The organism is Pseudomonas sivasensis (genome assembly GCF_013778505.1).
Classification (GTDB): domain Bacteria; phylum Pseudomonadota; class Gammaproteobacteria; order Pseudomonadales; family Pseudomonadaceae; genus Aquipseudomonas; species Aquipseudomonas sivasensis.
Genome location: NZ_JAAOWU010000012.1, coordinates 1 through 26,519 on the forward strand (window position 1 = coordinate 1; position 26,519 = coordinate 26,519).

Consider the following 26,519-nt stretch of genomic DNA (forward strand, 5'->3'; position numbering starts at 1 on the left):
ATCGGGAGCAACCCCCCTCCCACCGTTTTAACTGATGACAATCCCCTCCCCCGACAACCCAACCACTCCCACCAGCGTCACTGAATCCCCGCCAAAACTGATCACGGTATCCCCGCCCACCACCTTGGCGTGATCACGATAATCGCCACTGCTCTGCACGTCCGTAAACACCAATTTGTCCGTCGGCTGATAGCCAATAATCCGGTCCTGGCCAAACTGCCCGCTGAATAAAAACGTGTTGTGCCCGCTGCTGTCACGGATCGTGTCGTTACCCTTGCCGGCCTCGATAAAGTCCGCGCCCTTGCCGCCCTGGATCAAGTCATTGCCAGCGCTGCCAATGATGAAGGTGTCGCCTTTGTGGGGCTCGGCGTTGCGGTTGAGGTCCTGCACCCACGTGTTGGCCCGCGCAGGGTCCGACAGGTTGGCGACAATAATCGTCGAGTCGCGAGTCATCACCTCATAGAACCCGGACTCCAGAACACGCGTCATGCCGTCGCCATATCCGGTGGGCAAATGGGAGATCCAGGTCGGCAGGTTGGTGATGGAAAACGGCAGCACATTCCACAGCGTCGAGGCGTAATGGTCGTTGAAGCTGACGATATTGTCGGTGGTCGATTCATGGGGCTTGTCATGCACGCCCAACGACGACCAGTTGACGGATGAGCCGTCCAGCGCACGGAAAACCGGATCGTTTTCATAGCCGACATTGAGCACCTTGTCGCCGCTGCTCTGGGTCGGCGAGGCGTAGGCCACATACTTGGCGTCCTTGAAGAAGCCCGCCCATTTACCGTTGCTCAAGTCCGCCATGCTGTTCACCGCAAGGCCACCCAGGCTGTGGCCGCTGACTACCACCTCGTGGCCGCTGAGGCCGTGGGCACTGGCGTAGTCAGCGATGTTCTTGAGCAAACCGCCGAAGGCTTCGCCGGCGTAGTTTTTCGCGTAATCCTTGGGCCCCAGGGCCGCGAGCAGATCGCTGACCAGATCGCCGATGGAGTCGCTGATCAGGCTTTCCCGTGGGCCTGAAGTACCACGAAAACCGATGCCAATTTCCAGCAGCTTGCCGGCGTCATCGTACTTGCCGAGCACTTCGACCTGGGCCGTGGTGTAGCCCGGTTTTTCGCCAAAGAAGGTGCCCCTGGCGTCGACCTTGCCGGTATAGCCCAGGGCGCTGGCGCTGATAGGTGTCCAGCCGGCGTGTTGCACGGCCTCCAGGGCGGCTTTTTCCGAGTCGGGGTTCCAGGGAATGCCGGGGATCACGCCCTGGGAATCACTGCTGCCTAACAACGCGCCGACCAGGGTGGCCGGCAAGCCAAGGCCTAGACCGTTGTGCTGATAACCCACGGCAAAGCCGTTATCCAGGTTGTGGTAGGTGTACAGCGTGATCGCCATGGCATCGGCGAACAACGCTTTGGAGCCTTCGGCGCCCAGGTTTTTATAGTCGAATACACCCATGGTACTGCCTCTCTTTTGTTGGAGTTGTCGAGAAAGCTGGTTAACGCTGTGCGGGCCCGAACGCTTCGTCCACCTTGGCCAGATCGGTGTCGCGCAAGTTGCCGGCGTAGTAATGCAATTTGGTCCAGGCCATCAAATAGTCATAGCGAGCCTGGGCGAGGTCGCGACGGGTGCTGTACAGCTGCTGTTCGGCATTCAATGCATCGAGATTGACCCGTTCACCGCCGAGGATGCTCTGCTTGGTCGACACCACCAGCGCCTCGGCCGACGCCAGCGCCTTTTGGTACGCACGCAGCTTGCTCACGCCCGACAAACAGGCACTGAACTGCCGACGCAGTTCGATCAGGGTTTCCCGAGTCTTGCCCTCCAACTCGTACTCTGCCTGCTCCATGGCGCGACTGGCCTGGCGAGTAGAGGCCGATATGCCGCCACCCGCGTACAGCGGCAGGCTGACTTCCACGCCAATGGTGTTGGTGTCATAGCGCTGGTTGTAGGTGTTGCCGCTGTCGGACTCCTGCTGGCGTGAACTCGCGTAGGCCGTGACCTTGGGCAAATGCCCGGCGCGATTGCGCTCCACTTCGTAGCGCGCCACCTCCAGGGCCTGGCGTTGAGACGCGAGGGTGGGGTTATTACTGATTGCCAGTTCATGCCAAGTGTCGTAATTGGCCGGGCTCAGGGCGAATGCGGCGAAATCCTGGTTCAGCGGCGCCAAGTCGTGGATGTTGACGCTCTGCACGCCGATCAAGGCGCCCAATTCCCTTAACGACGCGTCTTGTTCGTCCAGCGCTTCGATCTCTTCGGCGGTGGCCAGCTCGTAGCGCGACTCGGCTTCGAGAATGTCGGTACGGGTGCCCTCACCCTGCTGGAATAGATGCTGGTTCTGCTGAAACTGCTGCTCGAAGGCCTTTTTCTTGGCTCGGGCGATGTCGATCTGGTCCTGGGCGAACAGCGCTTGGGTGTAGTAGGTCAACACCCGCACCAGCAGCGCCTGGCTCTTGTCACGAAAACTTTCGTCGGCAAACAACGCCTGGGCCACGCCTTTGCGGTAGTTGGCATAAGCCTCGTAGTCAAACAGCGGTTGTTGCAGGCTGAAGGTGGAGCCGTAGCTGTTGTAGTTGCGGTCGTCGTGATAATTGCCGCCGCGCCCGTCGAGCAAGGTGGCCTGGGAGTTGTTGCGGCCCTTGTTGTAGTTGTACGACAGCTTGGGCAGCAAGCCAGCACGGCCAATGGTGCGGTTTTCCAGGCCGGCGTCGCGCTCCTTGATCGCGCCAAGAAACACTGGGTCGTTGCGCAAGGCTTGCTCGTAGACATCAAACGGGCCCATGGCAGCCTGGGCACTGGCGCAGCAGAACAACAAGGCAATAAACACAGGTTTCATGTTCATTCCTCGGTCAACGCTGAGCCGGCGCGATCCAGCAGCGGTTTGAACAGGTAATTGAGCAGCGAGCGCTCGCCCGTACGCACGAACATCTCGGCGGGCATCCCCGGCTTGATCACCAGACCCTGGAGTTTTTCCAACGCTGCCTCGCTCACCGTGGTACGCAGCACGTAATAGGGCGCACCGGTTTTCTCATCAAGCATTTGGTCAGCAGAAATCAGGCTGACCTCCCCCGGCACGCGCGGCGTACGGCTCTGGTTGAACGCGGTGAAGAGAATATCCACCGGCAAGTGCGTGCCGACCTTGTCCACCAGATGCACCGGTAGATGCCCTTCCACCTCCAGGCGTGTGCCTTGGGGCACGATCTCCAGCAGGGTTTCACCGGCACGCACCACAGCGCCTTCGGTGTGCACGCCGAGGTTGACCGCGATGCCGTCGGCCGGCGCGTTGATTTCGCTGTGTTGCAGGTCGAACCCGGCAGAGGTCAGTTGTTGCTCAAGGGTCAGGCTGCGCAGTTGCGCGTCGGCCAATTGGCTGCGCACTTCCTTCTGATACTCCTCGCTGTGCTGCTGCAACTTGAGACGCGACTCGACGATGCCCTGCTCTACCCGGCCGCTTTCCCCGGTGTTTTGCGCCAGGTCTTGTTGCACTTGGGACAATTGGCGCTGGTACTCCATCAGCCGATTGCGCGGGATGTAGCCGTTGTCGGCCAAGGGTTGCAGGTTACTCAGTTGATCACGCAGGGATTGGGCCTGGGCGGTCAAGTCGCTGCGGGCACGACGCATGCCGCCGAGTTGCGCGGTGGCGCCGTCGATTTTCGCGCGAATGCCGGCTTGCTCGCGGGCGAAGGCCTCGCGGCGGCTGCTGAACAGCTGACGCTGGCCTTCGAGCACCAAGGCCAAGGCAGGCTCGGGATTTCTGCTCAGCTCGGCGGGAAAGGTGATGGAGGATTGATTGTCGCGCTCGCTCTGCCAACGCGCCACACTGGCCCAGGCCATACGGTACTGGGCTTGCAGCGATTGCACGTCGGCCTGGTTCTGGGTCTGGTCGAGACGGAACAGCGGCTGGCCCTGTTTCACCAACTCGCCTTCACGCACCAGAATACGGCTGACCACGCCGGGGCTGAGGGTTTGCACAGCCTTGCGCTTGCCGGACACCACCACCGTGCCTTGCACGGGAATCCCTTGATCCAGCGGCGCGAGGCTGGCCCACAGGAAGAAACCACCGGCACCGACCACTGTCAGCAGCCAGCCCATGCGGGCGAAAAAACCCGCGTCGCGTTGTTCGAAAGTGATGCTGCTCATGCGCCTGGATTCCTTCCGGCTTGATACTGACGACTGAAACTCACACCCGGTTTGTCCTTCGGCGCCTCCTGCTGGCCGGACAACGCCCTAAGCACGTCCTGGCTTGGCCCGAACGCCTGCAAACGGCCTTCGTTGAGCACCAGCAACTTGTCGGCCTGGGCCAACGCAGAAGACCTGTGAGTGACCAGCACCACGCTGCTGCCCTGGGCTTTCATCTGCACAATGGCAGTGGCCAAGGCCGCTTCGCCCACGGTGTCGAGATTGGAGTTGGGTTCATCCAGCACAATCAACCGTGGCCCGCCATACAGCGCACGGGCCAGGGCCACGCGCTGCTTCTGGCCGCCGGACAGGCCGCCGCCGTTATCCCCCAGCACCGTGTCGTAGCCTTGGGGCAGGCGCAGGATCAGTTCATGCACGCCGGCTTGTTGTGCGGCCTTGACGACAAGCTCAGGGTCCGCCTCGCGAAAGCGCGCAATGTTGTCGGCGATGCTGCCGCTGAACAGTTCGATGTCCTGGGGCAGATAGCCAATGTGCGGGCCGAGGTCGTCGCGGTCCCAGCGGTGTATGTCCGCGCCATCCAGGCGCACGGTGCCGGCCAGGGTCGGCCACACGCCCACCAGCACACGGGCCAGGGTGGATTTTCCGGAGCCCGAGGCACCGAGCACGCCAAGCACTTCGCCCGCTCCCAAGGTAAAGCTGACTTGATGCAACGTCGCAACGCGCTTACCCGGCGGGCCGGCACTGACCTGCTCGAAGCTGACTTGGCCCTTGGGTGCGGGCAGTTTCATCTGCTCCACTTCCGGAGGGAACTCGCGCAGTAATTCGTCCAGCCGCTGGTAGGCCAGCTTGGCCGAACTCCATTGCTTCCACACCGCAATCAACTGGTCGATGGGGCTGAGCACACGGCCCATCAGGATCGAACCGGCGATCATCATGCCTGCCGTCATATCGCCCCGGATCACCAGCAATGCGCCCAGGCCGAGTACCAGTGACTGCAGGCATAGCCGCAAGGATTTGCTCAACGAGGTGATCACCGAACCGGTGTCACTGGCCTTGTTCTGCAGGCCGAGGAACTGCGCATGCACCGCAAACCAGCGCTTGCGCAGCGCGCCGAGCATGCCCATGGCCTGGATGGTTTCGGCGTTGTGCAAATGGCTGGTGGCCAGTTGCGTCGACTGTTGGGAGAAACCACTGGCCTCACCCAATGGCTTCTTCGTCAGGTATTCGTTGAGGCACGCGAGGCCGATCAACAGCACAGCACCGGCGGTGGCCAGCACTCCAAGCCAGACGTTGAACAGGAAAATCACAAACAGGTAGATCGGAAACCACGGCGCATCAAAAAACGCGAACAGCGCCGGCCCCGTGATGAATTGGCGGATATGGGTCAGGTCGCCCAGGGATTGCCCGGCATGCCCCTGGCCGCGTTGCAGATTGCGTTCGAATGCGGCCTTGTACACGCTTAAGTTGAAACGCCGTTCCAACTGACTGCCGATACGGATCACGATGAAACTACGGATCACTTCCAGGGTGCCAATAAACGCAAAGAAGCCCACGACCATCAGCGTCAACATCACCAGGGTAGTTTCGTTCTGGGAGGACAGCACGCGGTCGTACACTTGCAACATGTAAATCGACGGCACCAGCATCAGCAGGTTAATTAATGCCGTAAAGCAGCCAACGCTGATCAAGATGCTCTTGTATTCACCCAGCGCCTTGAATAAGGGCGCCACCGCAAAGGGCTTGGCCATATGTTCTGATCTTCCTTGAGCCAAATTTCGCGCATAAGTTGCCCGAACCCTGATAAAGGCCGGCCAACTAATAAAATCGAGTTATAAAGTTATAGCGATAACTAAGGCATTCGTTTTAATTCAACCACGACGCCCGCCTGGGTCCGGGCTTGATACTCCCCTTCTTTCTGGCGATTCAAATGAGTGATGCCGCTGCCTTCGGCATTGAATAGCCAGATACCGTCCGGAGTGGGCGACCAGGTCAGAGGGGTGTCGCCCAGCCATTGGGCGGCACAGGCCACATCACCGCTCAGCGCGTTGGCCTGTTCGAGCAGGTCGAGGGCGCACACCTGATCCTGTTGGTGCAGTTGCCAATGCCCGGCCAATTGAGCGCTGGAAGGTAAAACAAGACTGCTCGCCATTGCGTGGGCTCCTGCCGACACGAACATCACCTGCAATACGCAGGCGATAAAGTTGAAAAAACGCTGCATCTTCACGCTCCATCCTGGAGGCGCGACGCCGAAACGCCGCGCCTTTGTATCACGCCACGATGTCGCTGACGGCTGCCTGGCCTACGGTGGTGACGAGGAAATCCGCCACGCCGTGCCCGGAGAAGTCGACGGCCAACGTACCCAGATTGGTACCGGCTGCGTAGGTCAATACCGCGTCGCCGGCATGCCCGGTGAACGCGTTGACGAAGGTCAGGCCAGCACCTTTGGTGATGCCGCTGAGGTCGATCTTGTCCGAACCCGAGGTGAAGTCAAAGATCTTGTCCGCCGCCCCAGGCTTGGAGTCGGAACTGGCACCGAACACAAAGGTGTCATTGCCGGCGCCGCCCCACAGTTGGTCCGCACCGCCAGCACCGTAGATCAGGTCGTTGCCGGCCCCACCCTTGATAATGTTGGCGGCGTTGTTGCCGATGATCAGGTCATTACCCGCACCCCCGAAGGCGTTTTCGACCGTCACGCCCTTGGCGATGGACACGTTGCCCACCAGGCCGCCCACGTCGGAGAACGAGGCTTCATTGAGGTTGATCTTCTGGTTCTGAGTGAAACCGGAGAAGTCCAGGGTGTCGTTGCCGCCACCGTCCCACACCGAGAACACCAGCTTGTCGGCGTTGGAGGTAGCGCTGAGGAAATCACGCCCGGTGTTGGAATTGAAGCCGTAGGTGGTGTCGCCGGCGCGTGTGTTGTAGTTGGCGCCGTATAGCTTCTGGATTGCTGCGATGTCGTCGATCAGCGGGCCGGAAGCGTAGGCCTCGACGCCGCCTTTGCTGAAGTTCTGGTTGGTGTTGCTCTCGCTCCAGTAACTCATGAGGCTGTAGCCGCGCGTGTCCTGTCCATAGGTCGCGTCTTTGTAAGTCGGCGCGCCTTCGCCGGCGTTGTAGTCGCCAGGGTGAGCCAGGCCGAGGGTGTGGCCGATTTCGTGGGTCAGGGTCTGCCGGCCGTAGTTGTTCAGGTCCGGAGTCTTGTTGGGCGTGTAGCTGTTGTTGGTCAGGTACCACGAGGTGCCGTCGTAGCCTGCACCGGTGCCGGGCAGGTAGGCGAACGCCGCTGCGCCATCCTGGCCGCTGCTGTAGTTGCCGAATGTCATGTGGCCGTCACCGCCGGTGGCTTTCTCGGTGAAGGTGACGTTGGCCACGTCCGACCAGGATTGCATGGCCAGTGCGGCCTGTGCTTTCTGCTGGGCGTTGAACTGGCTGAAGCCCGAGATGCCATGTTTGTTCATGGTGCTCGACGACGCCGAGGTCAGGAAGGTGTAGGTAAGGTCGATCTTGCCGTTGCCGTCAAAGTCCCGGTACGCGGCGCCGTCGCGCAGCAGCTGGGTGGCGGCCTGGTCGACGGTGTAGGATGGTTTGCCGTTGATCGTGAGGTTGCCGCCACGGTCATACAGATGGCTGAAGCTATCGATTTGCGAGTAAGCGGTGCTGGCTTGCGCCGCCGACACGATAGCCTTGTCTTTTACTTTGGACATAAACGTACTTCCTTGTTTGCAAGTGCATCAGTCTTTGATCGATAGGAACCCCGCGGGCGAGATCGTCCTATCACTCGCCTCTTTTGAAGGCGTAAGAAAACTGACACAACTTGAAATCTTTCGTCTACATCTATTTCCGCCGTAAAAAAGTAGCAAACTGCCAACTAGTGAAACTTTTGTGCCGGGTTTATTGGGGCAACTTGGTTTTGTCCGACAAAAAGCAGCGGGCACGTATTTAAATATTAAATAGCACCAATGCCGCCCAAGTTGAGCGGCACAGTTAATAATTGGATCCACTATATTGCCACGGTGTCATTGGCAACATTAAACAGCCATTACTTCAACTAATAATAGGCGTTGTCCCCCATTACCGGGACACACTCCACCCCGTATCGTGTAATGCCTGTAACAGCGTCTCACCCATCAAACCCGGGACTTGCACGCCATCGTCGGTGTTCATGGTTTCACCCGCCAGAATGGCGTTGATGATTGCCTCTTCAACCGCCTCTGCTGCGGCGCTGAACAGCGGCGAAATGTGGTCGTTATTGACCATCTGCAACGCACTGCTGAACGGCAGGCCCTTGCGGCCGTAATCCGCGGCAGGCAGGTCCTGGTTCCCGGTGGCGAAAGCCAGGAACAGATCGCCACTGGAATCTTCGGTGCCGCCGCCGGTACGGGCGATGCCGATGGAGGCGCGTTGCGCCAGACGCTGGCATTGATGCGGCAGCAACGGCGCGTCGGTGGCCAGGATCACCACAATGGAGCCCATGCCCGGCGTACCGCGCTCGGTGAAGGGCGATGGGATGTCCATCAACCGGCGTCCCACCGGATAGCCATCCACCCGCAGCTCCTGGCGCTTGCCATGGTTGGCCTGGACCAGCACGCCGACGGTCCAACCGCCCTGCTCCGCCGGCAAACGCCGCGACGCCGTGCCGATACCGCCCTTGAATTCATGGCAGATCATTCCGGTGCCGCCACCCACCGCGCCCTCTTGTACCGGACCGGCTTCGGCGTTGACGACGGCTTCGCGCACATGTTCGGGTTTCACATGTTGGCCCCAGATATCGTTGAGCAGGCCGTCATAGGTCTCCATCACCACCGGCATGCACCAGTACACCGCCGGGTCCGCGAGGCGCTCGCGCTCCAGGGCGATCAACGTGTCGCGCACAATGCCGATGCTGTGGGTGTTGGTGATGGCCAGCGGTGTGGTCAGCAGCCCTGCTTCACTGATCCACTCCAGGCCCGTGGCATCGCCATTGCCATTGAGCACGTGGTAGCCGGCGAAGCAGGGTTGCTGGCGCGCTTCCCCGGCGCGCGGTTGGATCACCGTCACACCGGTGCGCACTGGCTTGCCGTCGATACGGGTGTTGAGGGTACTGTGGCCCACCCGCACACCCGGTACATCGGTGATGGCATTCAACTCACCGGGTGTGCCCAGCCCCAAAGTGATGCCCAATTGACGTGCGCGCATAACCGCTCCTTACAATTTCTGGAAGACCGGACTCGACCGGCCGCTGATGCAATAGAAAATCACCGACAAGGCCAGCAAGCCGAGGATGATCATGATGTCGCGCACAGACGCCGCATAGATCAAGGTCACCAGCAAGTAACCTGCACCGATGACAGCCAACAGAGCCGGCAACGGCCACAGCGGCATGCGATACGGGTGTTCGCGGTCGCGCAGCAACACGCGGCTCATCAACGCGCTCAACGCCACTACCAGGTACACCAGCATGATCAGCAACACGCTGAATGAGGTGAGGTCCGCCAGGTTGGAACTGAAGCTGAGCAGCGCCGACGGGATCGCCAGGAACAGCGTCGCCAACCAGGGCGAATCCCAGCGCGGGTGAATGCGGGTGAATAGTGTGTTGATGGTCGGCGTCCACAGCGCATCGCGCCCGCTGCTGAATACCACGCGGCCGATCTGAATCACGATGGCGACAATCGCGTTGAATACAGAGAGGAAGATCCCGGCACTGACCAAGCGCGACAAGGTTTCATTGCCGTGGCTGGTTAGCAAGTAGCCGATGGGGTCTGGGCTGCTGATCATTGCGCTCAGGGACGGCGCGCCGATCAGCAGTGCGGTGATCGGTACCAGTTCGATCACCACCACCAAGCCCAGGGACCACAACACGGCCTTGTGCACGCCTTTGCCGCCGCACTTCATGTCTTCGGCCAGCAGCACTGCGGGGCCGTAGCCATTGTAGGAAAACAAACCTATGCCCACCGCACCGATCACCAAGGCCCACGGCGCGAGATGCAGCACGCCGTTTTCGACGATCTGGGGCTGGAACAACACACTCGCCGGCTGCACCGGGTTACCAAACCCGATAAATACGATCACCAGTAGCGCCGCCACTTCCAGCAGCAAACAGGTGCCGGTAATCCAGGCATTGAGCTTGATATTGAGAATGCCCAGGGCGTAGCTGCACACCACAATCACCAGGGCGACGGTTTGCGAGTCGAACGTCGTGCCCAAAGCATTGTTGAGATAGGTCGCGGCCCCGGTGGCCAATACCGGCGGGATGAATAGCAACATCACAAGCACCGTGAGAAAGGTCGCATAGCCAGCCATGCCACCGAACACACGCTTGGCGTACACATATTCACCACCGGCACTGTTGTGGGCGCGACCCAGTTCGGCATAACAAAACGCGAACATCAGCGCGAGCAGGCCGGCCATCACAAACGCCAGGAACACACCACTGCCCGCCTGCTGGATGGCAAAGGGCGCGATCACAAACACGGAACTGGCCGGCGTCACTGCGGAAACGGTGATGGCCACTACATCGAAAACGCTAAGGGTAGGTTTCAACACGCCGTCAGGCGTGGGGGAAGTGCTCATATCGTTATCCTCTGTCGTTGTTCTTGGTGTGAGGCAGAAACGAAAAATGATGTTTTTCGGGATATGTTTCCCGTTGGATGATGAAGACGTTATCGCCCAGGAGCTTGTCAGCCAATTCCCCTATTGGCGTACTCCCCTTGACGGTTCCCGGCAAAAGCCGAACCCTTGAGCGATCTTTTGCTGGCGGGAGCCTGTGATATGAGCCTGTTCCGTGAGGTCGGCATGCACGCTGGCTTGGGCCGTACCGTCGCGCACATCGGTACCCAGGGTTTCTGGAAACAGTTGGTGCTGTTGTTGCACCAATGCCTGCCCTTCGATAACGCGTTGGCGATTTTCTACCCGTTGGAGGGCGCGCCCCAAGCCCTTGAAGAATACGACGCCCAGCCCACCAGCAAACCGGCGTCGATGTTGACGTACCTCAATGGCCTGTATTTGCTCGATCCGTTTTTCCAGGCGTGTCGCGAAGGGTACTCCAGCGGTGTATACCGCCTGGAAGAAGTGGCGCCGGACCATTTCCGACAGAGTGAATACTTCCTCAATTACTTCCATGACAACGTGCTGGAAGACGAGGTGCAATTGATCCTGCAACTGCCGGGGATGGGGACATTGTCACTGTCGTTGGGGATGCAGCGGCGGTTCAGTGCAGAAGACACTGGGCTGATGACGATGATGGCGGCCTGGGTACTGCCGCTGATGCAGCAGCATTGGCAGCAAAGCACCCAGCGCGCCCCGGCCATGGACAGCCAGATCAGGGATGCCTTAAGCCAGTTCGGCTGTGGCGTGCTGTCGGACCGAGAGCTGGAAATCGCCCGCCTGGTGCTGCGCGGGTTTTCCTCCAAGGCCATGGCTGAACGCCTGAATATCTCGCCGGACACGGTGAAAGTGCACCGTCGGCATTTGTACGCAAAGCTGGATATTTCATCGCAGCCGGAGCTGTTTTCGTTATTTATCCAGTCGCTGGGGCATGATCTGGAAAATCCGTAGAGCGATATCGACGTAAAACGGCCGGGCAGCACACGCTGCCTGACCATTTTGCGGTGAGTGGATTTAACTAAAGAATTTAACGTGATCGGCCAACAACTTTACATTATCAATACGGATGGAGAAGTTAGGCCCCTGCGCATTGACTTTCATATCCAGCGTACTCCAACCAAAAGGGCTGTGCTTTAACTGTACATCGCCTACTTCAGCGGGTGCGCGAGGCCGAATATGAATTATCTTTATCTTGTTATTCTTTACCATGTCAGACAAATCAACTTTATCCTCCCTTGGATTGAAGTTGAAAATAGTATCCGGATCATTGCTCGTAGAGTCTGTTAAGTGTTCGTACTTGAAGGTATTCGCACCTCGCGCGCCCACCAACTGGTCACTGCCACCGCCACCGACAAGCACCGAAGCCTCGTCGGGCCTGGCGTTCAGGCGTTCACGGGCGTCTGTGCCACGCAATACAGGAAGGCTGTTTTCGGGACGAGTCCACGTTCCGCTATTTGGCAAACTTTGTACTGAAGACATATGAGGTACCTTTTCATGTAATGATCAATAAAGAAGCTTCGTGAATTGCGGACGAGAACTTCTCACACTGATACCTCCCTTCCAACTCGAACTGTTTTTCCTGTCGTTTCCGGAAAACAGCAAAACATCCCTTAGTCTAATAATTCAACTGAACGTTGCTGGCCACGCTTCGTAGACCAGCAACACTTTCAAATATATTTTGCAGTACTCGACAGCGTTTGATCAGCGGCCCATACGAATCGTATTCCACACCCGCGTGCGAATCCGGTCGATATTCAGCGGCATTGATTCCAGCGCGAATAACTTGCCCATCATGGCTTCGCTTGGGTAGATCTTGGTGTCTGCCTTGATCTCAGGATCGACCAGGTTGTCCGCCGCGCTGTTGCCATTGGCGTAATGCACGGAGTTAGTAATGTCCGCCATCACTTGGGGCTCAAGCAGGTAGTTCATGAACGCGTAGCCGGCCTTTTCATCGGGGGCATCCGCAGGCATGGCCACCATGTCGAACCAGATAGCGGCGCCTTCCTTGGGGATCTGGTAACCGATTTTCACGCCGTTCTTGGCTTCCTTGGCGCGACTCTCGGCTTGCAGCACATCGCCGGAGAAGCCGACGGCCACGCAGATGTCGCCGTTGGCCAGGTCGCCGGTGTATTTCGAGGAATGGAAATACGCCACGTAAGGCCGCACTTTCATCAGCAAGGCCTCGGCCTTTTTGTAGTCTTCGGGCTCCTTGCTGTGGGGCGGCAAACCCAGGTAATTGAGGGCGATAGGCAACAGCTCCGGGCCATTGTCGAGGATGGCTACGCCGCACTTGCTGAGTTTTTCCATGTATTCGGGCTTGAAGATCAGGTCCCAGGAGTCCACCGGGGCGTTATCCCCCAGCACGGCCTTGACCTTGTCGATGTTGTAGCCGATGCCGGTGCTGCCCCACAGGTACGGGAAGCCATGGGCATTACCCGGATCGTTGTTTTCCAGAGTTTTGAGCAGCACCGGGTTGAGGTTTTTCCAGTTGGGCAACTGGCTCTTGTCGAGCTTTTTGAGGGCGCCGCCCTGGATCTGCCGGGCCATGAAATGGTTGGACGGAAACACCACGTCGTAACCCGAGTTGCCGGTCATGAGCTTGCCGTCGAGGGTTTCGTTGCTGTCGTACACGTCGTAGCTGAAACCGATCCCGGTCTGCTTCTGGAAGTTCTTCGTGGTGTCTGGCGCAATGTAGCTGGACCAGTTGTATATTTTCACCGTCTCGGCGGCCTGGCTGATAGAGGCCACCAACATCAAGGGCAACAGGGCAATGGCTTTCATGGTTCGATTTCCTGGCGGTTTTAGGGCTGTTTTTATGGCAGGCGATCAAGGATCAAAGCGTTACAGAATCAGTACGTAGGTCTTGCGCACGGTTTCCTGGATATCCCAGATTCCGGTGCTGTTGGCCGGCAACATCAGTGCGTCGCCGGCTTGTATGTGGACGATTTCACCGTTGTCGGGGGTGAAGGTGCAGCGGCCCTGGATAAAGTGACAAAACTCCTGGGATTTGATCTGGCGACGCCAACGACCCGGCGTGCATGCCCAGATGCCGGTTTCGACGCCGTCGCTGCGCTCTACGCTCAAGGTCGAGGCCACCGCAATCGGCTCGCCCAGGGGCACGGCCACGGGTGACGAGTCCGGCAGGTGGGCATTCAGCGTGTCTTTGAAGTGCGTGATGCTCATGGGTTTTTCCCGTGTAAGTGAAACGACTCAGTGCATGAACCCTTCCATGAATCCGGCCAAGCCGGTCGCCAGCTTGCGGCGCCAAGGGGCGGTGTTGGGGTTGGCCAGCACTTGGTCTTCATGGACAAAACTGCGAATGATCGCGTTGTAACCCAGCCAACGGCAGGGTTCCGGTTCCCAGGCCTTGAGCGCATCAAGGCCGCGCTCGCGGATCACCCAAGGTTGATAGGTCAGTGGCGTGTCGCGACGGAGGATCAAATCCGCCAGAGTGCGGCCACCCAGGTTGGTGGCTCCAACGCCCTCCCCGCCATAACCGCCGGACAGCGCGATGCCGGTGGTGTGATCACAGAGCATGTGCGGTCGAAAATGGCGCGACATACCAAGGTTGCCGCCCCACGAATGGGTAATCCGTACGTTCTTGAGCTGTGGGAAGAGTTCGCCGAACAGATAGCGACGTAGCTCCACTTCGCTATCGGTCAAATCGAAGTTGTGGCGAAGTTTGCCGGCGAACTGGTAACCGCCGCGGGCCCCGAACACCAGTCGGTTGTCTGCCGTGCGCTGACCATAAGTGACCTGGCGGCTACTTTCGCCAAATGCCTGGCCGTGACGCAGGCCAATCTCGTCCCAGGTGCTGGCGGGCAGCGGCTCGGTGGCGACGATCAGGCTTTGCACCGGCAACTGGTAGCGGCCCAACGGCGGCAAGGTGTTCGCGTATCCCTCGACGGCGGGCACTACCCAAGCGGCGCGGACACTGGCCTTATCAGTGCACAGGCTGCCGGACTGCCACTGGGTGACCGGACTTTTTTCGTAAATCGTAACGCCCATGCGCTCCACTGCCCGCGCCAGGCCGCGCACTAGCTTGGCCGGGTGGATCGTGGCGACGTGAGGTGCATAGATACCGCCATAGGGTTTGGCAATGCGGATCTGTTCGGCCAACTGCTGTGGGGTCAGCCAGCGATAATCGGCTTCGGTGAGGCCTTGGGCGTAGAGCTTGTCCAGGTAGGCACGCAGGCTGCTCTCCTGCTCGGGGTAACGGGCCGCGCAGTACAGCGCGCCGCCCTTGCGGTAGTCGCAGTCGATGCCTTCGCTGGCCAACACGTGGGCGACTTCATCCGGAATGCTGTGCAGCAGGTCGAATGAGGCCCGGCGTTGTTCAGGTGCCAGGCCGGCCAGCAGGCGATCTTCGCCCAGCAGGTTGCCCATCAGCCAGCCGCCGTTGCGGCCCGATGCACCGAAACCGGCGGTTTGAGCCTCGATAATCGCAATCTTCAGCTCAGGCGCCTGGCGTTTGAGGTAGTAGGCGGTCCAAAGCCCGGTGTAGCCAGCGCCGATAATCGCCACATCGACGTCCAAGTCGTGTTCCAGGGTCGGCCGCGCCACCAGCGGGTCGTCCAGTTGGTCCATCCATAAACTGATGTTGCGCCATGCCGGCATGCCAAGCTCCCCAACCACGTTTCGATGGGGCTGATCCTAGGGCCGGCGGTTATTCGTTGTCTTGCGCGCGTGCACGCAGGGAAATTTGTTTGACGTAGGCCTTGGGCGACTGGCCGGTGTGCTGGCGGAAGGCACTGTAGAACGCCGACAGCGAATTGAAACCGGCGGCAAAGGCCAGGTCGTCTACCTTGATCGGCGGGCGCGCGTTATCCAGCGCGGCGAGCAAATGCTGCAGGCGCGCCTGGTTGACGTAGCGATAGAAGCTTTGACCCAGCACTTGGTTGAGCAGGTAGGAAATCTGATTGCGGCTGTAACCGCACTCCTTGGCGACTCGCTGCAGGTCCAGTTCCGGGTCCAGATAAGGCTGCTTACGTTCGAAATACTGCTGCAGGTCATTGGCCATATGCCCCAATTGCTGGGGCGACAGGCCCAGGCGGCTGACGCTGGGGCGTTGGGCCTGGGACGGTTGTTCGTGCACCAGTGACGCGTATTCATTGACGCGCCAGATCAACCCATCGCGCACGGTGATGGCCTCGCTGGTACGGAATGACACCAGCCCATGGCCACCACGCAGAGTGATGCGGTACTGGATAAAGGCGGTATCTCCGTCGGCGCGGATGCGGTCGGTGTGTTCAATCGCTTCGTCAGCTTCGCGTGGCATGCTGGCTTGCAGGTAATCGCGCAGCTCGGCGTAACCGACTACGCGGTTCTGGAAAAAGTCGTGGTACTGGATGTCCGGGTGGTAGTAGGACATCACCCCGTCCAGATCGCGATGGCGCCAGCACAGGTGATGGCGTAATACCAGGTCGCCCGTGGCTTGGGTATGCAGGCAATCATCGTCGGGAGCGATGTCAGGCATGGTGAGCTCTGCAGCGGGAAAACCGTGGAGATTGCCGAAATTCGGTGGTGCGTTCAATGGCCAGGTGCAACTTCGGACTAATGGCCACTTGCCCATTTCTGAGCAGGACATGACCCACATCAACCGTTAGGAAAACAACCGCCGAACGGGATGAAAAAAGTCACCTCCGGTTAAGAGCGAATGCTATTTTTAAGCTCTACAACGCCAAGACCAGTGACGGTCATGGCCCCCTGCCGCGAGCTAAAGGAAGCGCTCAATGAACAAGGTGGGCAACATGAATAAAGTGACGTTCCCCAACGCCTGCCAGCTGATGCGCTGGCATTTTCATCCAATGGGCTTCGAGGGCAGCATGGACGCGCCCGGCAGCATGATCGCCCGCCTGTTTGACCGCGTCAGCGGCGAAACCCTGATTGCCATCGCCGGCATCCCTTGTGCCACGGTCATGAATGCCGCTGACGTAGAGCGGATTATCGAGGCGGTGGAGGATGAACTGGCGTCGTTTGTGCCACCGCTGTCACTGCGGGCCTGAGCGATCAGCCATCAGCCGCGCTGATCGTCAAAAAACGCTTTCTTTCCATCTACATGCTCCGAGGCCTTCGGCATATTCACGGCCTGGCCTTCGGGCTTCTCCACATACCAATAGCAATGGCTGACCGCCCGGGTAATGCCGACGTAAGCCAGGCGCAGCGCTTCGTCTTTTTGTGCCGTGTCATAGGGTTCGCTGTCGCCAGACTTGCCCAGACCGGCCATGCGATAGACCTGGTTTTTGTAGGGGGAACGGGTGAGGTGTTGGCAATCCCCAAGCAGGAACACGGCGTCCGCCTGTAAGCCTTTGGCACTGTGATAGGTCAGCTGTTTCAGCCTGCGAGCTTGAATCGGCAAATTAGAATCCACATTAACTACAGACTGAATACGCTCTTGAATCAGTAACTTATCGCTACTTTTTCGATACAGCATTAACACCGATTCGCCCTTCTGATAATGCTCCAGCAACTGACGGCCCAGCGCCGCGTCGTCACGCTCCAGCACCTTGACCGGCTGCAACGCCTTGGGCACGCCGCTGGCTTTTGCCTTCTTTCCGGGGATCGCCGGCGCGGTGCGCACGATGTGCTCGGCAGCATCGATAATGTGTTGGTGGCTGCGGTAATTCTCGCCCAGCATCACCCGCGTGGTGCTCGGCGACGGGAATTCCTGATTGAACTCCATGAAATACTTGGGTGAACTGCCCCGCCAGCCATAGATCGATTGCCAGTCATCGCCCACACACAACAGCGAAGAATGCTGGGCACCACGGCCCACGTGCATCGCGGGGCCACGGCTACGGATTTCTCGCAGGCTGGCGCGGATCCACGAGACAATCTGCGGCGACACGTCCTGGAACTCATCGATCATCAGATGCGACAGCGGCCGTAACAGCGGGTCGCTAAGCAGCTTGAGGTTTTCGGGAGTGTTTTCACCGAACAGCGAGAACATGCGGTTGTAGGTCATGATCGGCGGTGACTGGTCAAGCAGATGGTCTTCCAGGGCCTTCCAGAAAATGCTCAGCGCCTCGAAGAAGAAGCGGTCCGGATCGTCCTTGGCGAAAGTCATCTGACCCACGGCGGTCGGAACGTCCAACCCAAGGTTTTCGATAAAGCCGGCCGCCATGACAAAACTGTCGAGCAACGGGGCACCAGCCAGTTCACCTTTAACCTTGTAATCAAACCCGGGGCCGGAGGACGCATCCCCAGCCAAGCTGCTTAAAAGGCGCTTGGATGATTCATAATTATCCAACCAAATTAGAGGCTTACGACAGAAAGCTTGAAACAAGGTTCGCTTCACTGCCCACTCCGCACGCAGTGACAGCTTGGCGTTGGGCCGACTGAGCTGGGCGTTTTCCCGCGAATCGAAACCCAGCACTACCCACGCGTCCAGCTCAGGGATATAGCCATGGCAATGGAACTGCGCGCCATTGATCTCAATGGTCTTGCGACTAGGCTCAATGCCTTTGATCGGCCAGGCACCTGCGCGAAACCATAGATCTTCGATTGCATCGCACAGCTCTTCATCTCGTTTAGCAGCCAGTTCGGTCACCGCCACGCGCTTTTGCACATCCGGGTGGTCACGTTCCAGCTCCTTGAGCTGCAAGCCATGCCGAGCCAGGGGCGCGATCAACGCTTGAAAGCGCGGGTGCTGCCCGTAAAGTCGGTGGTAGCAGGCATTCATTTGTTGGCGCTGGGCGTCGTTGATGCGCAGGTCGAACGGATTACTGTCGGCATCCTCGAAACCTGAACTCAGGTTCTCAAACGCTTGCAGGCGCTCAAAACCCGGCAGGCTGCGGACCATCGGCAGGATGCGCGAGTGAAAGGTGCGCACTACCGCCTGGGCTTCTTTCATGCCAAGCGGTCGACCCCACAAGCTGAGAATATCCATAAGCTTGTTGATGAAATCCTTGCGCGACTCGCGGGTGAAGGTCACCACGGTCATCGAACTCAATTCAAAGCCCAGGTAATGGGTAAGCAACAATATGCGCAGGACCAGCGAGGTGGACTTACCCGCACCGGCCCCGGCGATCACTGAGGTGGACGGCGTGTCACTGAAGATCATCTTCCATTGCGCCGCACTGGGCTGGGCATGGGCCGGCAGCAAGCGAGCCACGTCGGCCTTGATGCGTTTCTTCACGTCCGCCGTCAAGGGCAATCGCCAATCATCGAACAAACTGTCATCGACACCGGGCGCACGATGCTCTTCGGGACGAAAGTCGCGTATCAACAGGACTTGTCGACCTTCCTCGATACCATCGGCCTTGCCCTCACGATAGCCATACTCCACACCCGCTTCGTGACCGCTGCGAAAACCATCGGCCTGACCGTGCAACCAGGAAAACCGGTGCTGTGCGCGCAAACGGGTCAAGCCATGGCCAAACAGGCGTGCAGCCAGGCGTTTCAACAGAGGCATTTGCGCCAATGGGAGCAGTTCGGGGGGCAGATCAGGCTTTTGTTGCGGCACGCGGACTCCTGCGGTGAGCTGGTTTGTGACAAGTGCGCCATGGTCGCCGGAATCGGCGCTCAGTTCCAGGCAATTGCTTTGCTGTCATGCAGTTAGCCGATGAAGTGAAAGTCAAAACACCGCTAACCAATCGCTTTACCTGATAGGAATCAGGCATTTTTTACGCTTTTTATCGATCATGGCCTACGGGATCATAAGCGCCATCAACAGGAGACGATCATGCTTGAACTTCGACCTTTCAACTCCCTGGGCGGCGCCCACCATGGCTGGCTTGATGCCCATCACCACTTCTCGTTCGCCGAATACCACGACCCCAAGCGCATGCACTGGGGCAACCTTCGCGTGTGGAACGACGACATTATCGCGCCAGGTACGGGCTTTCCACAGCATCCGCACCGTGACATGGAAATCATCACCTATGTGCGCGAAGGCGCCATCAGTCACGCCGACAACCTGGGCAATAAGGGCCGGACTGAAGCCGGCGACGTGCAGGTTATGAGCGCAGGCACTGGGATCGCCCATAGCGAATACAACCTGGAAGCGACGCCGACAAAGATTTTTCAAATCTGGATCATCCCGAACGAGGCTGGTTTGCCGCCCTCCTGGGGCGCAAAGCCATTTCCGAAAGGTGACCGCGAAGGGTTTGTCACCCTGGCCAGTGGCAAAGCCGGTGACAGCGAAAGCCTGCGCATTCGGGCTGATGCGCGCTTGGTGGCAGCCAACCTGAAAGCCGGGGAAACGGCAGAGTATCGCTTGGACAGTGGCCGCCGTGCCTATCTGGTGCCAGCCACGGGAGTGATTGAAGTCAATGGCTTGCGTGCGCAAGCGCGGGACGGTGTTGCGATTGAAGATGAGCGGGTGTTGCGGGTCATGGCGATTGAAGACAGCGAGATCGTACTGGTCGATCTGGCCTGAGCTGAGTCTTCATCCCGATAAATGTGGGAGGTGGAATGTCCCCTCCCACATGGTTTTCGGTGTTACTGGGAAATGGCGCCGTCTACCAGTACCTGGGCCTCTTCTACCAGCTGTTTGAGGTGATCTTCGCCGATGAAGCTCTCTGCGTAGATCTTGTAGATGTCTTCGGTACCCGATGGCCGTGCAGCGAACCAGCCGTTTTCGGTCATTACTTTCAGACCGCCAATGGCTTGATCGTTGCCCGGCGCGTGGCTGAGGATCTGCTGGATGCTTTCCCCAGCCAGTTCGGTGGAGGTCACCTGCTGTGGGGACAGCTTGCCCAGCAAAGCCTTCTGCGCCGGGGTGGCCTTGGCGTCGACGCGAATGGCGAACGGCTCGCCAAGGGCGTCAGTCAAACCACGGTAGATCTGGCTCGGGTCCTGGCCTTTGCGCGAGGTCATTTCCGCAGCCAGTAGCGCTGGGATCAGACCGTCTTTGTCGGTGCTCCACACCGTACCGTCTTTGCGCAGGAACGACGCACCGGCGCTTTCTTCGCCGCCAAAACCCAGCGACCCTTCGAACAAGCCATCGGCAAACCACTTGAAGCCTACCGGCACTTCATACAGCCGACGACCAATGCGCGCGGCCACACGATCAATCAGGCCGCTGCTGACCACGGTCTTGCCCACGGCTGCATCCGCGCGCCAGTCGGGACGGTTCTGGAACAGATAATCGATGGACACGGCCAGGTAGTTATTCGGCGCCAACAGGCCGCCGGACGGGGTAACAATACCGTGGCGGTCGTGGTCCGGGTCGCAGGCGAAAGCGACGTCGAAACGTTCCTTGAGCCCGATCAAACCCTGCATGGCGTAGCTGGAGGACGGATCCATGCGGATCTGGCCGTCCCAGTCGACGCTCATGAAGCGGAAGGTGGAATCGACTTCAGTGTTCACCACGTCCAGGTTCAGGCGGTAGTGCTCGGCAATCGCCGACCAATAGCGCACTCCTGCTCCGCCCAATGGATCCACGCCCAGGCGCAGATCAGCGCTGCGGATAGCGTCCATGTCGATCACATTGACCAAGTCGGCCACGTAGCTGTTGAGGTAGTCGTGACGATGGGTGGTGTCAGCCTTGAGTGCCTGGGCGTGGGTGATGCGTTTGACCCCGGCCAGCTTATTGGCCAGCAACTCGTTGGATTTGGCTTCGATCCACTTGGTGACGTGGGTGTCAGCCGGGCCACCGTTGGGCGGGTTGTACTTGTAACCACCACTTTGCGGCGGGTTGTGGGACGGCGTAATGACGATGCCGTCCGCCAGCCCGCTGGTACGGCCACGGTTGTAGCAGATGATGGCGTGGGAAATCGCCGGGGTCGGCGTGTATTCATCACCCTCCGCCAGCATTACATGGACGCCGTTGGCCGCCAGGACTTCCAAAGCGCTCGCGCCGGCAGGGGTCGACAGCGCATGGGTGTCGAGCCCGACAAACAGCGGACCGTTGATGCCTTGGGCTTCGCGGTACAGGCAGATGGCCTGACTGATGGCGAGTACGTGCCATTCGTTAAAGCTCAGCTCGAAGGAGCTACCACGGTGCCCCGAAGTACCGAAGGCCACACGTTGGGTGGAGATCGCTGCATCAGGCTGGCCGGTGTAATAGGCCGTAACCAGTCGCGGGATATCCACCAGCAACTGGGCCGGCGCCGGTTTGCCCGCAAAAGGACTGATTGTCATGCATAAACCTCGGATAGAAGGATCTGGAAAAATGGCAGTTTACTGAGAGTTCGACTACGGCGCGACGGTATCGATCCTACAACCGTAAGAGAAATTTCACCCAGTCTGCGCCTGCCGCAGTGCGTCACTCAACGCTGCCAGTGCAATATCCAGATTAGGCTGCCCGTGAAAGGTGTGACTCAAGCGCAGGTTTTGTTGATGCAGCCCGCTGACACTGAACAACTCGCCGGGCGAGATCACTACCTGCCGTCCCAGCAACCGCTGGAATGCCTGACGCATGTCCACCGCACGGCTGGAGGCCAGCCAAAAGGCGGCACCGGCGGCAGGCATTCGATAGGTCACCTGGTCGCCCAAGTGCTGCTCCAGGCGCTGACTCATTTGCACGGCCTGCTCGCTCAGCTGCTGGCGCAGTACGCGCAGGTGCTGGTCCAGTCGCCCGCTTTGGTACAGGCGGGCAATCGCTCGCTGACGGATCGACGATAAGCGGAATGAGCGCAACAAGAATTGGCGCTGTAACTCGTTGCTCATGCGTCGGGACAGCAGATACCCATAAGGAGCTTCAGAACCAAGCACCTTCTCGAACGAAGAAAATACAATCAGCCGCTCAGGGTTCACTAATTCGCGCAATGCCGTGTGCGGCGCTTCGAAACCCAGCTCACCGAAGGTGTCGTTTTCCAGCAACCAGCAACCGTGTTGTTCCAGCAGTTGTGCAACGTAAAGACGCTCGTCAATGGACATAGCCACCCCTGACGGCAGGCTGACCGAAGACGAGAGCAACACCAACTGCACCGACTCATCGCGTAGCAGTCTGGCCAACGTGTTCCGGTCAATACCGCCCTCCTTCGTCCAGGGCAACTCGATGATGCGCACCCCAGCCCCCTGCAACAACCGCAGGATCACCCAATCACAGGGTGACTCCACGATGACGGTAGTGCCCCGCAGGCCCAGCACTTCGATCAGAATATCCAGCACACCACGAAGGTCGGCACCGATATACACATCGTCGGCATGCCAGCAGCGCGTAGCTGAAGAGGTATAACGTGCCGCCAGCGCCGCACGTAACTCCCACACACCACATGGCTGGGACCATGGCTGCAACTGCGGCGGATACTGGCGCACCAACTCCCGCTCGAGTCGCAGCAGCGTTTCATCCAGCGCCCCCAGCAAGGCCGGCTCGTCACCACTGAAGACCGCCATGCCAGGGCGCCGAGCGGCAGCGTACAAGCGGTCGAGCAAATCCCCTCCCGCCCACGGCATCGGGTTTGCGGACATTGGCCAGGCGTAATAACCGGACTTGGCCACCGAATAGACCCTGCCCTCCTTCTCCAGCAGTGCATAGGCATACTGAATCGTCGAAATCGACACATTCAGGCGCCCGGCCAACTGCCGCAGGGACGGCAGTTTTACCCGGGTGTCGGTGCTGACTTCGTTGATCAGACTGATCATGTAGCGATAGACCGCCTGATACGCGAAATCCGCCTGACGCTCGCCACGCAGCGTCATCGACCGAACAATGGCACGGCCTGAGCCGCACTTTGGACGGCACCGTCTTGACGTACGTCTTTCGCACTGACCACCTGCCGTTTGCGGTACAGATGCTGCAACAAGGGCAAGGGCAAGCCGCTGGTGTCCATTACCCACTGCTGCAGCATCTCGGCGCAGGGCTTGCCTTGCAGGACTTTGTGCAATTCGGGCAGTGCCACCAGCATGCCCGGATGGCATTGGCGCAAGTAACCCTCCAAGCGCTGGCCGTGATCAAGAAAGGGAGAGAACAGCATGCAGATCAGCTGAGTTTCATCCAGGCCAAAAAATTGCTGGGCGTAGGTGCTCGACAGCATCCGCCCTTCAGGGGTCCCGGCCTGAGCCAGCACATCTTCGGGCATACGCAGGCGACGCATGTAGGCATCGGCCGGTTGGATAAAACCGTCGACACCGTCTTCATAATCCAGTTCATGCAGAAACTCGGCCTGCAGCCCGCGCAGATGCGCCATCAGCAACGGATTGGAATAGGCCGGATGGCTGAAGTGAAAGCCCAGCGGGTCTGGAACGTAAGCCATGAACTCAGTCAACAGGGGGGCAGACGCCATGTCGACATCTTCCAGCAGATCGGCGATGCCGATGTAGGCCAAGTGACGGTGCCCGGCTTTGCTGGGATTATCGTTGGCGGTGTATTCCTCACCGAATACATCACGGTAGTAACCGGTGCTGCACTCGTCCATGCGCGCAAACAGCGCGTTGAGCGACAGCGAGCTGCTCTTGGGAACAGCGATACCCGCACTTTGAGCAGTTTGCTTGAACCAGGCTAAAAACTGACTCTGCTTACGCGGTGAATCACCGCTGACCAGCGCATGGACGCCGCCGTTGTAAGTGGTGACGCGCTGGTAAAAATCACCGACCGCCAAGTAAGTGTCGTTGCACAACGTAGCGCGACAGTCTCCGGCACTCACGTGGCCCACCATCAACATATTGCGCTGGCTGACCTCCCGCCCGATCGCTGACGCGGGGCGCAGGTGGTTGAAGGGCTGCACTTCCCGATTTTCCACCATCAATAACTCCACGCGCGGGTCGTCGTGGAGAAACAGCCGGCCGTAGCCGCGATTGAGGGTATCGAGTTGGCCCTCGGTCATGCCTGCGTGCCGTAACGTCGCGACCCTGAGGTGAAAGGTACGGGGTGCCCGACCGGCAATGGTCAACTGGGCGGCGCGCAGCAATGCCAGGGAGTAACTGCTGACTTCACCGCCACCATGGGCCACCAGCACTTTGAAATCCCCAACCTGCTCCATGCCCCCTGCTGCAACAACGATTCGCTGCACCAATAACTGCAGGGCGGTACGGCCTGCGCGAGTAAAGTGCCCAATCAAACGTTGCAAAACTTGCTGGTAGACATGATTCATAGCCTGTTCGTGAATAGTGCTCATAGTTCTACTACCTGAGTTGAAATATCAGTTTCAAGCAACTGCTGACAGTGTTTGCTCGACCTATTTTGCGTGTAGGAAAATCGCGCACCGCATTGTGCGCCGATGATTAAACACTAGCACCGCGCAACAAAACGACAGGGATCGCCAGGGGTTTATCCCTCACCCTTAAAAACCCATAACCAAATGAATTTAAAGGGAAATCCAGAAAAACAAACTAGACTTAGGACTCTTCCGACAAGTTCCTACACATTTTTAATCAGCCTTTTAAAGAGGCGTCCGACAAATAGACTCAAACAACTTTCCCTTTTGCAGGGCAGGTACGACTTATGAAGGCTCCTTCCGTCACGAGCCCGTGTGCGCGCCACACTCATAGTTCGAATAAGTATCTGCAGAGTTTTCATAGATTCAATCATTGCTCAATCCTTGAGATGAAAGTGAAGACGCAATTATCAAGGCTGGAATAATGATTAATAGATACAGAAGCCCGCCTAAAACCAGTTCAGATGAGCGCGGGATGTCGCGTACGGGACGCACAAACAACAACGCCGCACTGGGATTCAGCGCGGCGTCAGGGAGGAAGAGCAGGATTTGGGGGCTAAAGTGCCGAATCGGCACCTTCTGGGGCGAGCGGGTTAAGCCCTGTCAAATGGCGTATTTGCCCCATTCACTCAGGCACCGGAACACTCATTTACGAATACTCCTACAGCTCAAACAGCCGCAACCTGCAAAGCAACTCGCTCGCGGCACGGGCATTCGTCCATATAACGGTGCGCTTCCACGAACTGGTTGAACGGAAACACCGTGGTTTTCAGTGGAAGCAGCACGCGGTCGGCGGTGAGTTGGTTGATATCACGCAACGCACGCTGCAATGCCACCTGGTCCTGAATGATGCCCAGCTCCGGTTTACCGGTGAAATTACCGATGCAGTGCACGAAGAACTGAATGTTCTTCTGGAACGCCGCACACGCTGGGAATGGCGTCTGGTTGCCGCCCTGCAAGCCATACAGCACCAAGCTGCCACGGGGCGCCAGCACATCGCCGAGCAATGACATCTGCGGGCCACCCAAGCCATCGAACACCACGTCAACGCCACGGTTGTCGGTGAACTTGTTGATTTGCATCAGCAGGTCCTGCTCTTCGGTGACGATCACCTTCTCGGCCCCGAGGGACAGCAGGTACTCACGCTCAGCGCTGTCCTTGGTTGCGGCAATCACCCGCACACCCAGGGCCTTACCCAGCTGGACAAAGGAAGGGCCGGCGCAATGGCTCGCATCGGTGACCAGGGCAAATTGCCCCGGTTTGACCCGAGCCAGATCCATATAAGCAAAGTAAGCAATCAACAGCGGCGTGTAATGCACGCTTGCTTCAATAGGGCTCAGCACGTCCGGATAGCGAGTCAGGGCTGAACGGGGCATGACGATTTGTTCGCCATACACCGGGTAATCATTGGGGCTCTCGGCCGGAAAACTGGCCACCTTATCGCCCACAACCAAGTCGTCCACGCCCTCGCCAAGGGCGACGACCACCCCAGCCATCTCGTGGCCAAGGCCAGATGGAAGACGGGCGTGGGAAGACGCCAGGTTCTGGCGCCACAAAATGTCATACCAACTGATGCCAATCGCCTCGACACGCACCTGCACTTCGCCCGGTGCAGGCTGCGCGGCTGCATGCTCTTCGCATTTGAGCACCTCGGCCGGACCAAACTTGTGAAAACGGATCGTGCGGGACATCGCAAACCTCGTCAAAGTAACCTCTAATGCCATGAACTTTATCTGGGCTTTGCGGGTAAGACCACAGGTCGCC

Annotated in this window: 21 protein-coding genes; 3 read left to right on the forward strand and 18 right to left on the reverse strand. The window is 58.8% G+C overall.

The features are described from left to right. Positions 1 to 27: 27 nt before the first annotated feature. The 8 genes from G9Q84_RS19045 to G9Q84_RS19080 form a co-directional block, all read right to left on the reverse strand. Positions 28 to 1,452, reverse strand: coding sequence for a polyurethane esterase (locus G9Q84_RS19045; protein ID WP_181643882.1), 1,425 nt, complete (start codon positions 1,450 to 1,452; stop codon positions 28 to 30). A gap of 40 nt (positions 1,453 to 1,492) precedes the next feature. Further along, a complete protein-coding gene (locus tag G9Q84_RS19050; protein ID WP_181643883.1) occupies positions 1,493 to 2,830 on the reverse strand; it encodes a TolC family outer membrane protein in 1,338 nt (445 codons plus the stop codon). Positions 2,831 to 2,832: 2 nt separating this feature from the next. Next, positions 2,833 to 4,134, reverse strand: a complete 1,302-nt coding sequence (locus tag G9Q84_RS19055; protein ID WP_181643884.1) for an HlyD family type I secretion periplasmic adaptor subunit — start codon at positions 4,132 to 4,134, stop codon at positions 2,833 to 2,835. Next, complete coding sequence (locus G9Q84_RS19060) at positions 4,131 to 5,882, reverse strand: type I secretion system permease/ATPase (protein WP_181643885.1); 1,752 nt, start codon at positions 5,880 to 5,882, stop codon at positions 4,131 to 4,133. The genes G9Q84_RS19055 and G9Q84_RS19060 overlap by 4 nt, the downstream gene beginning before the upstream one ends. 101 nt (positions 5,883 to 5,983) lie before the next feature. Next, positions 5,984 to 6,352 (reverse strand): AprI/Inh family metalloprotease inhibitor, encoded by a 369-nt coding sequence (locus tag G9Q84_RS19065; RefSeq protein ID WP_095184802.1) that lies wholly within the window; start codon positions 6,350 to 6,352, stop codon positions 5,984 to 5,986. 49 nt (positions 6,353 to 6,401) lie between these two features. Continuing rightward, a complete protein-coding gene (locus G9Q84_RS19070) occupies positions 6,402 to 7,835 on the reverse strand; it encodes a serralysin family metalloprotease (RefSeq protein ID WP_032891484.1) in 1,434 nt (477 codons plus the stop codon). 367 nt (positions 7,836 to 8,202) lie between these two features. Continuing rightward, positions 8,203 to 9,306, reverse strand: coding sequence for a DmpA family aminopeptidase (locus G9Q84_RS19075; RefSeq protein ID WP_181643886.1), 1,104 nt, complete (start codon positions 9,304 to 9,306; stop codon positions 8,203 to 8,205). Between the two features lie 9 nt (positions 9,307 to 9,315). Beyond that, positions 9,316 to 10,680 (reverse strand): APC family permease, encoded by a 1,365-nt coding sequence (locus G9Q84_RS19080; RefSeq protein ID WP_032891482.1) that lies wholly within the window; start codon positions 10,678 to 10,680, stop codon positions 9,316 to 9,318. Positions 10,681 to 10,878: 198 nt separating this feature from the next. On the opposite strand from G9Q84_RS19080, the gene G9Q84_RS19085 reads away from it, so the two are divergent. Continuing rightward, a complete protein-coding gene (locus G9Q84_RS19085) occupies positions 10,879 to 11,664 on the forward strand; it encodes a helix-turn-helix transcriptional regulator (protein WP_122753306.1) in 786 nt (261 codons plus the stop codon). Positions 11,665 to 11,727: 63 nt separating this feature from the next. On the opposite strand, the gene G9Q84_RS19090 is transcribed toward G9Q84_RS19085, so the two are convergent. The 5 genes from G9Q84_RS19090 to G9Q84_RS19110 all read right to left on the reverse strand — a co-directional run bounded on the left by G9Q84_RS19090 (position 11,728) and on the right by G9Q84_RS19110 (position 16,189). After that, entirely contained in the window at positions 11,728 to 12,192 is a 465-nt protein-coding gene (locus G9Q84_RS19090) for a M10 family metallopeptidase C-terminal domain-containing protein (RefSeq protein WP_181643887.1), read from the reverse strand. A gap of 222 nt (positions 12,193 to 12,414) precedes the next feature. After that, positions 12,415 to 13,494, reverse strand: a complete 1,080-nt coding sequence (locus tag G9Q84_RS19095) for a polyamine ABC transporter substrate-binding protein (protein WP_181640013.1) — start codon at positions 13,492 to 13,494, stop codon at positions 12,415 to 12,417. 60 nt (positions 13,495 to 13,554) lie between these two features. Next, positions 13,555 to 13,896 (reverse strand): cupin domain-containing protein, encoded by a 342-nt coding sequence (locus G9Q84_RS19100; RefSeq protein WP_032891477.1) that lies wholly within the window; start codon positions 13,894 to 13,896, stop codon positions 13,555 to 13,557. Positions 13,897 to 13,923: 27 nt separating this feature from the next. Beyond that, on the reverse strand, positions 13,924 to 15,330 hold the full coding sequence (locus G9Q84_RS19105; protein ID WP_181643888.1) for an NAD(P)/FAD-dependent oxidoreductase: 1,407 nt from the start codon (positions 15,328 to 15,330) through the stop codon (positions 13,924 to 13,926). Positions 15,331 to 15,379: 49 nt separating this feature from the next. Further along, positions 15,380 to 16,189 carry a helix-turn-helix transcriptional regulator gene (locus tag G9Q84_RS19110; RefSeq protein ID WP_099602456.1) on the reverse strand — a complete coding sequence of 270 codons (810 nt, stop codon included), beginning with the start codon at positions 16,187 to 16,189 and terminating at the stop codon, positions 15,380 to 15,382. A 256-nt stretch (positions 16,190 to 16,445) separates the two neighbouring features. Between G9Q84_RS19110 and G9Q84_RS19115 the strand changes: the two genes are divergently transcribed. Next, positions 16,446 to 16,718: a DUF1652 domain-containing protein gene (locus G9Q84_RS19115; RefSeq protein ID WP_032891472.1), complete on the forward strand. Its 273-nt coding sequence runs from the start codon at positions 16,446 to 16,448 to the stop codon at positions 16,716 to 16,718. 11 nt (positions 16,719 to 16,729) lie between these two features. Here G9Q84_RS19115 and G9Q84_RS19120 read toward each other — a convergent pair whose 3' ends face one another. Beyond that, positions 16,730 to 19,177: a UvrD-helicase domain-containing protein gene (locus G9Q84_RS19120; protein WP_181643889.1), complete on the reverse strand. Its 2,448-nt coding sequence runs from the start codon at positions 19,175 to 19,177 to the stop codon at positions 16,730 to 16,732. Positions 19,178 to 19,396: 219 nt separating this feature from the next. On the opposite strand from G9Q84_RS19120, the gene G9Q84_RS19125 reads away from it, so the two are divergent. Continuing rightward, the gene (locus G9Q84_RS19125) at positions 19,397 to 20,092 is read left to right on the forward strand and encodes a pirin family protein (protein WP_181643890.1); all 696 of its coding nucleotides are present in this window, start codon (positions 19,397 to 19,399) and stop codon (positions 20,090 to 20,092) included. Positions 20,093 to 20,154: 62 nt separating this feature from the next. Here the strand turns inward: G9Q84_RS19125 and pgm are convergent, their stop codons facing one another. The 4 genes from pgm to G9Q84_RS19145 form a co-directional block, all read right to left on the reverse strand. Next, entirely contained in the window at positions 20,155 to 21,798 is a 1,644-nt protein-coding gene (pgm, locus tag G9Q84_RS19130; RefSeq protein WP_181643891.1) for a phosphoglucomutase (alpha-D-glucose-1,6-bisphosphate-dependent), read from the reverse strand. Between the two features lie 96 nt (positions 21,799 to 21,894). Beyond that, a complete protein-coding gene (locus G9Q84_RS19135; protein WP_032891468.1) occupies positions 21,895 to 23,301 on the reverse strand; it encodes an aminotransferase-like domain-containing protein in 1,407 nt (468 codons plus the stop codon). Next, the gene (locus G9Q84_RS19140) at positions 23,298 to 24,716 is read right to left on the reverse strand and encodes a hypothetical protein (RefSeq protein WP_181643892.1); all 1,419 of its coding nucleotides are present in this window, start codon (positions 24,714 to 24,716) and stop codon (positions 23,298 to 23,300) included. The genes G9Q84_RS19135 and G9Q84_RS19140 overlap by 4 nt, the downstream gene beginning before the upstream one ends. A gap of 707 nt (positions 24,717 to 25,423) precedes the next feature. Continuing rightward, positions 25,424 to 26,446 (reverse strand): zinc-dependent alcohol dehydrogenase family protein, encoded by a 1,023-nt coding sequence (locus G9Q84_RS19145; RefSeq protein ID WP_032891466.1) that lies wholly within the window; start codon positions 26,444 to 26,446, stop codon positions 25,424 to 25,426. Positions 26,447 to 26,519 lie beyond the last annotated feature (73 nt).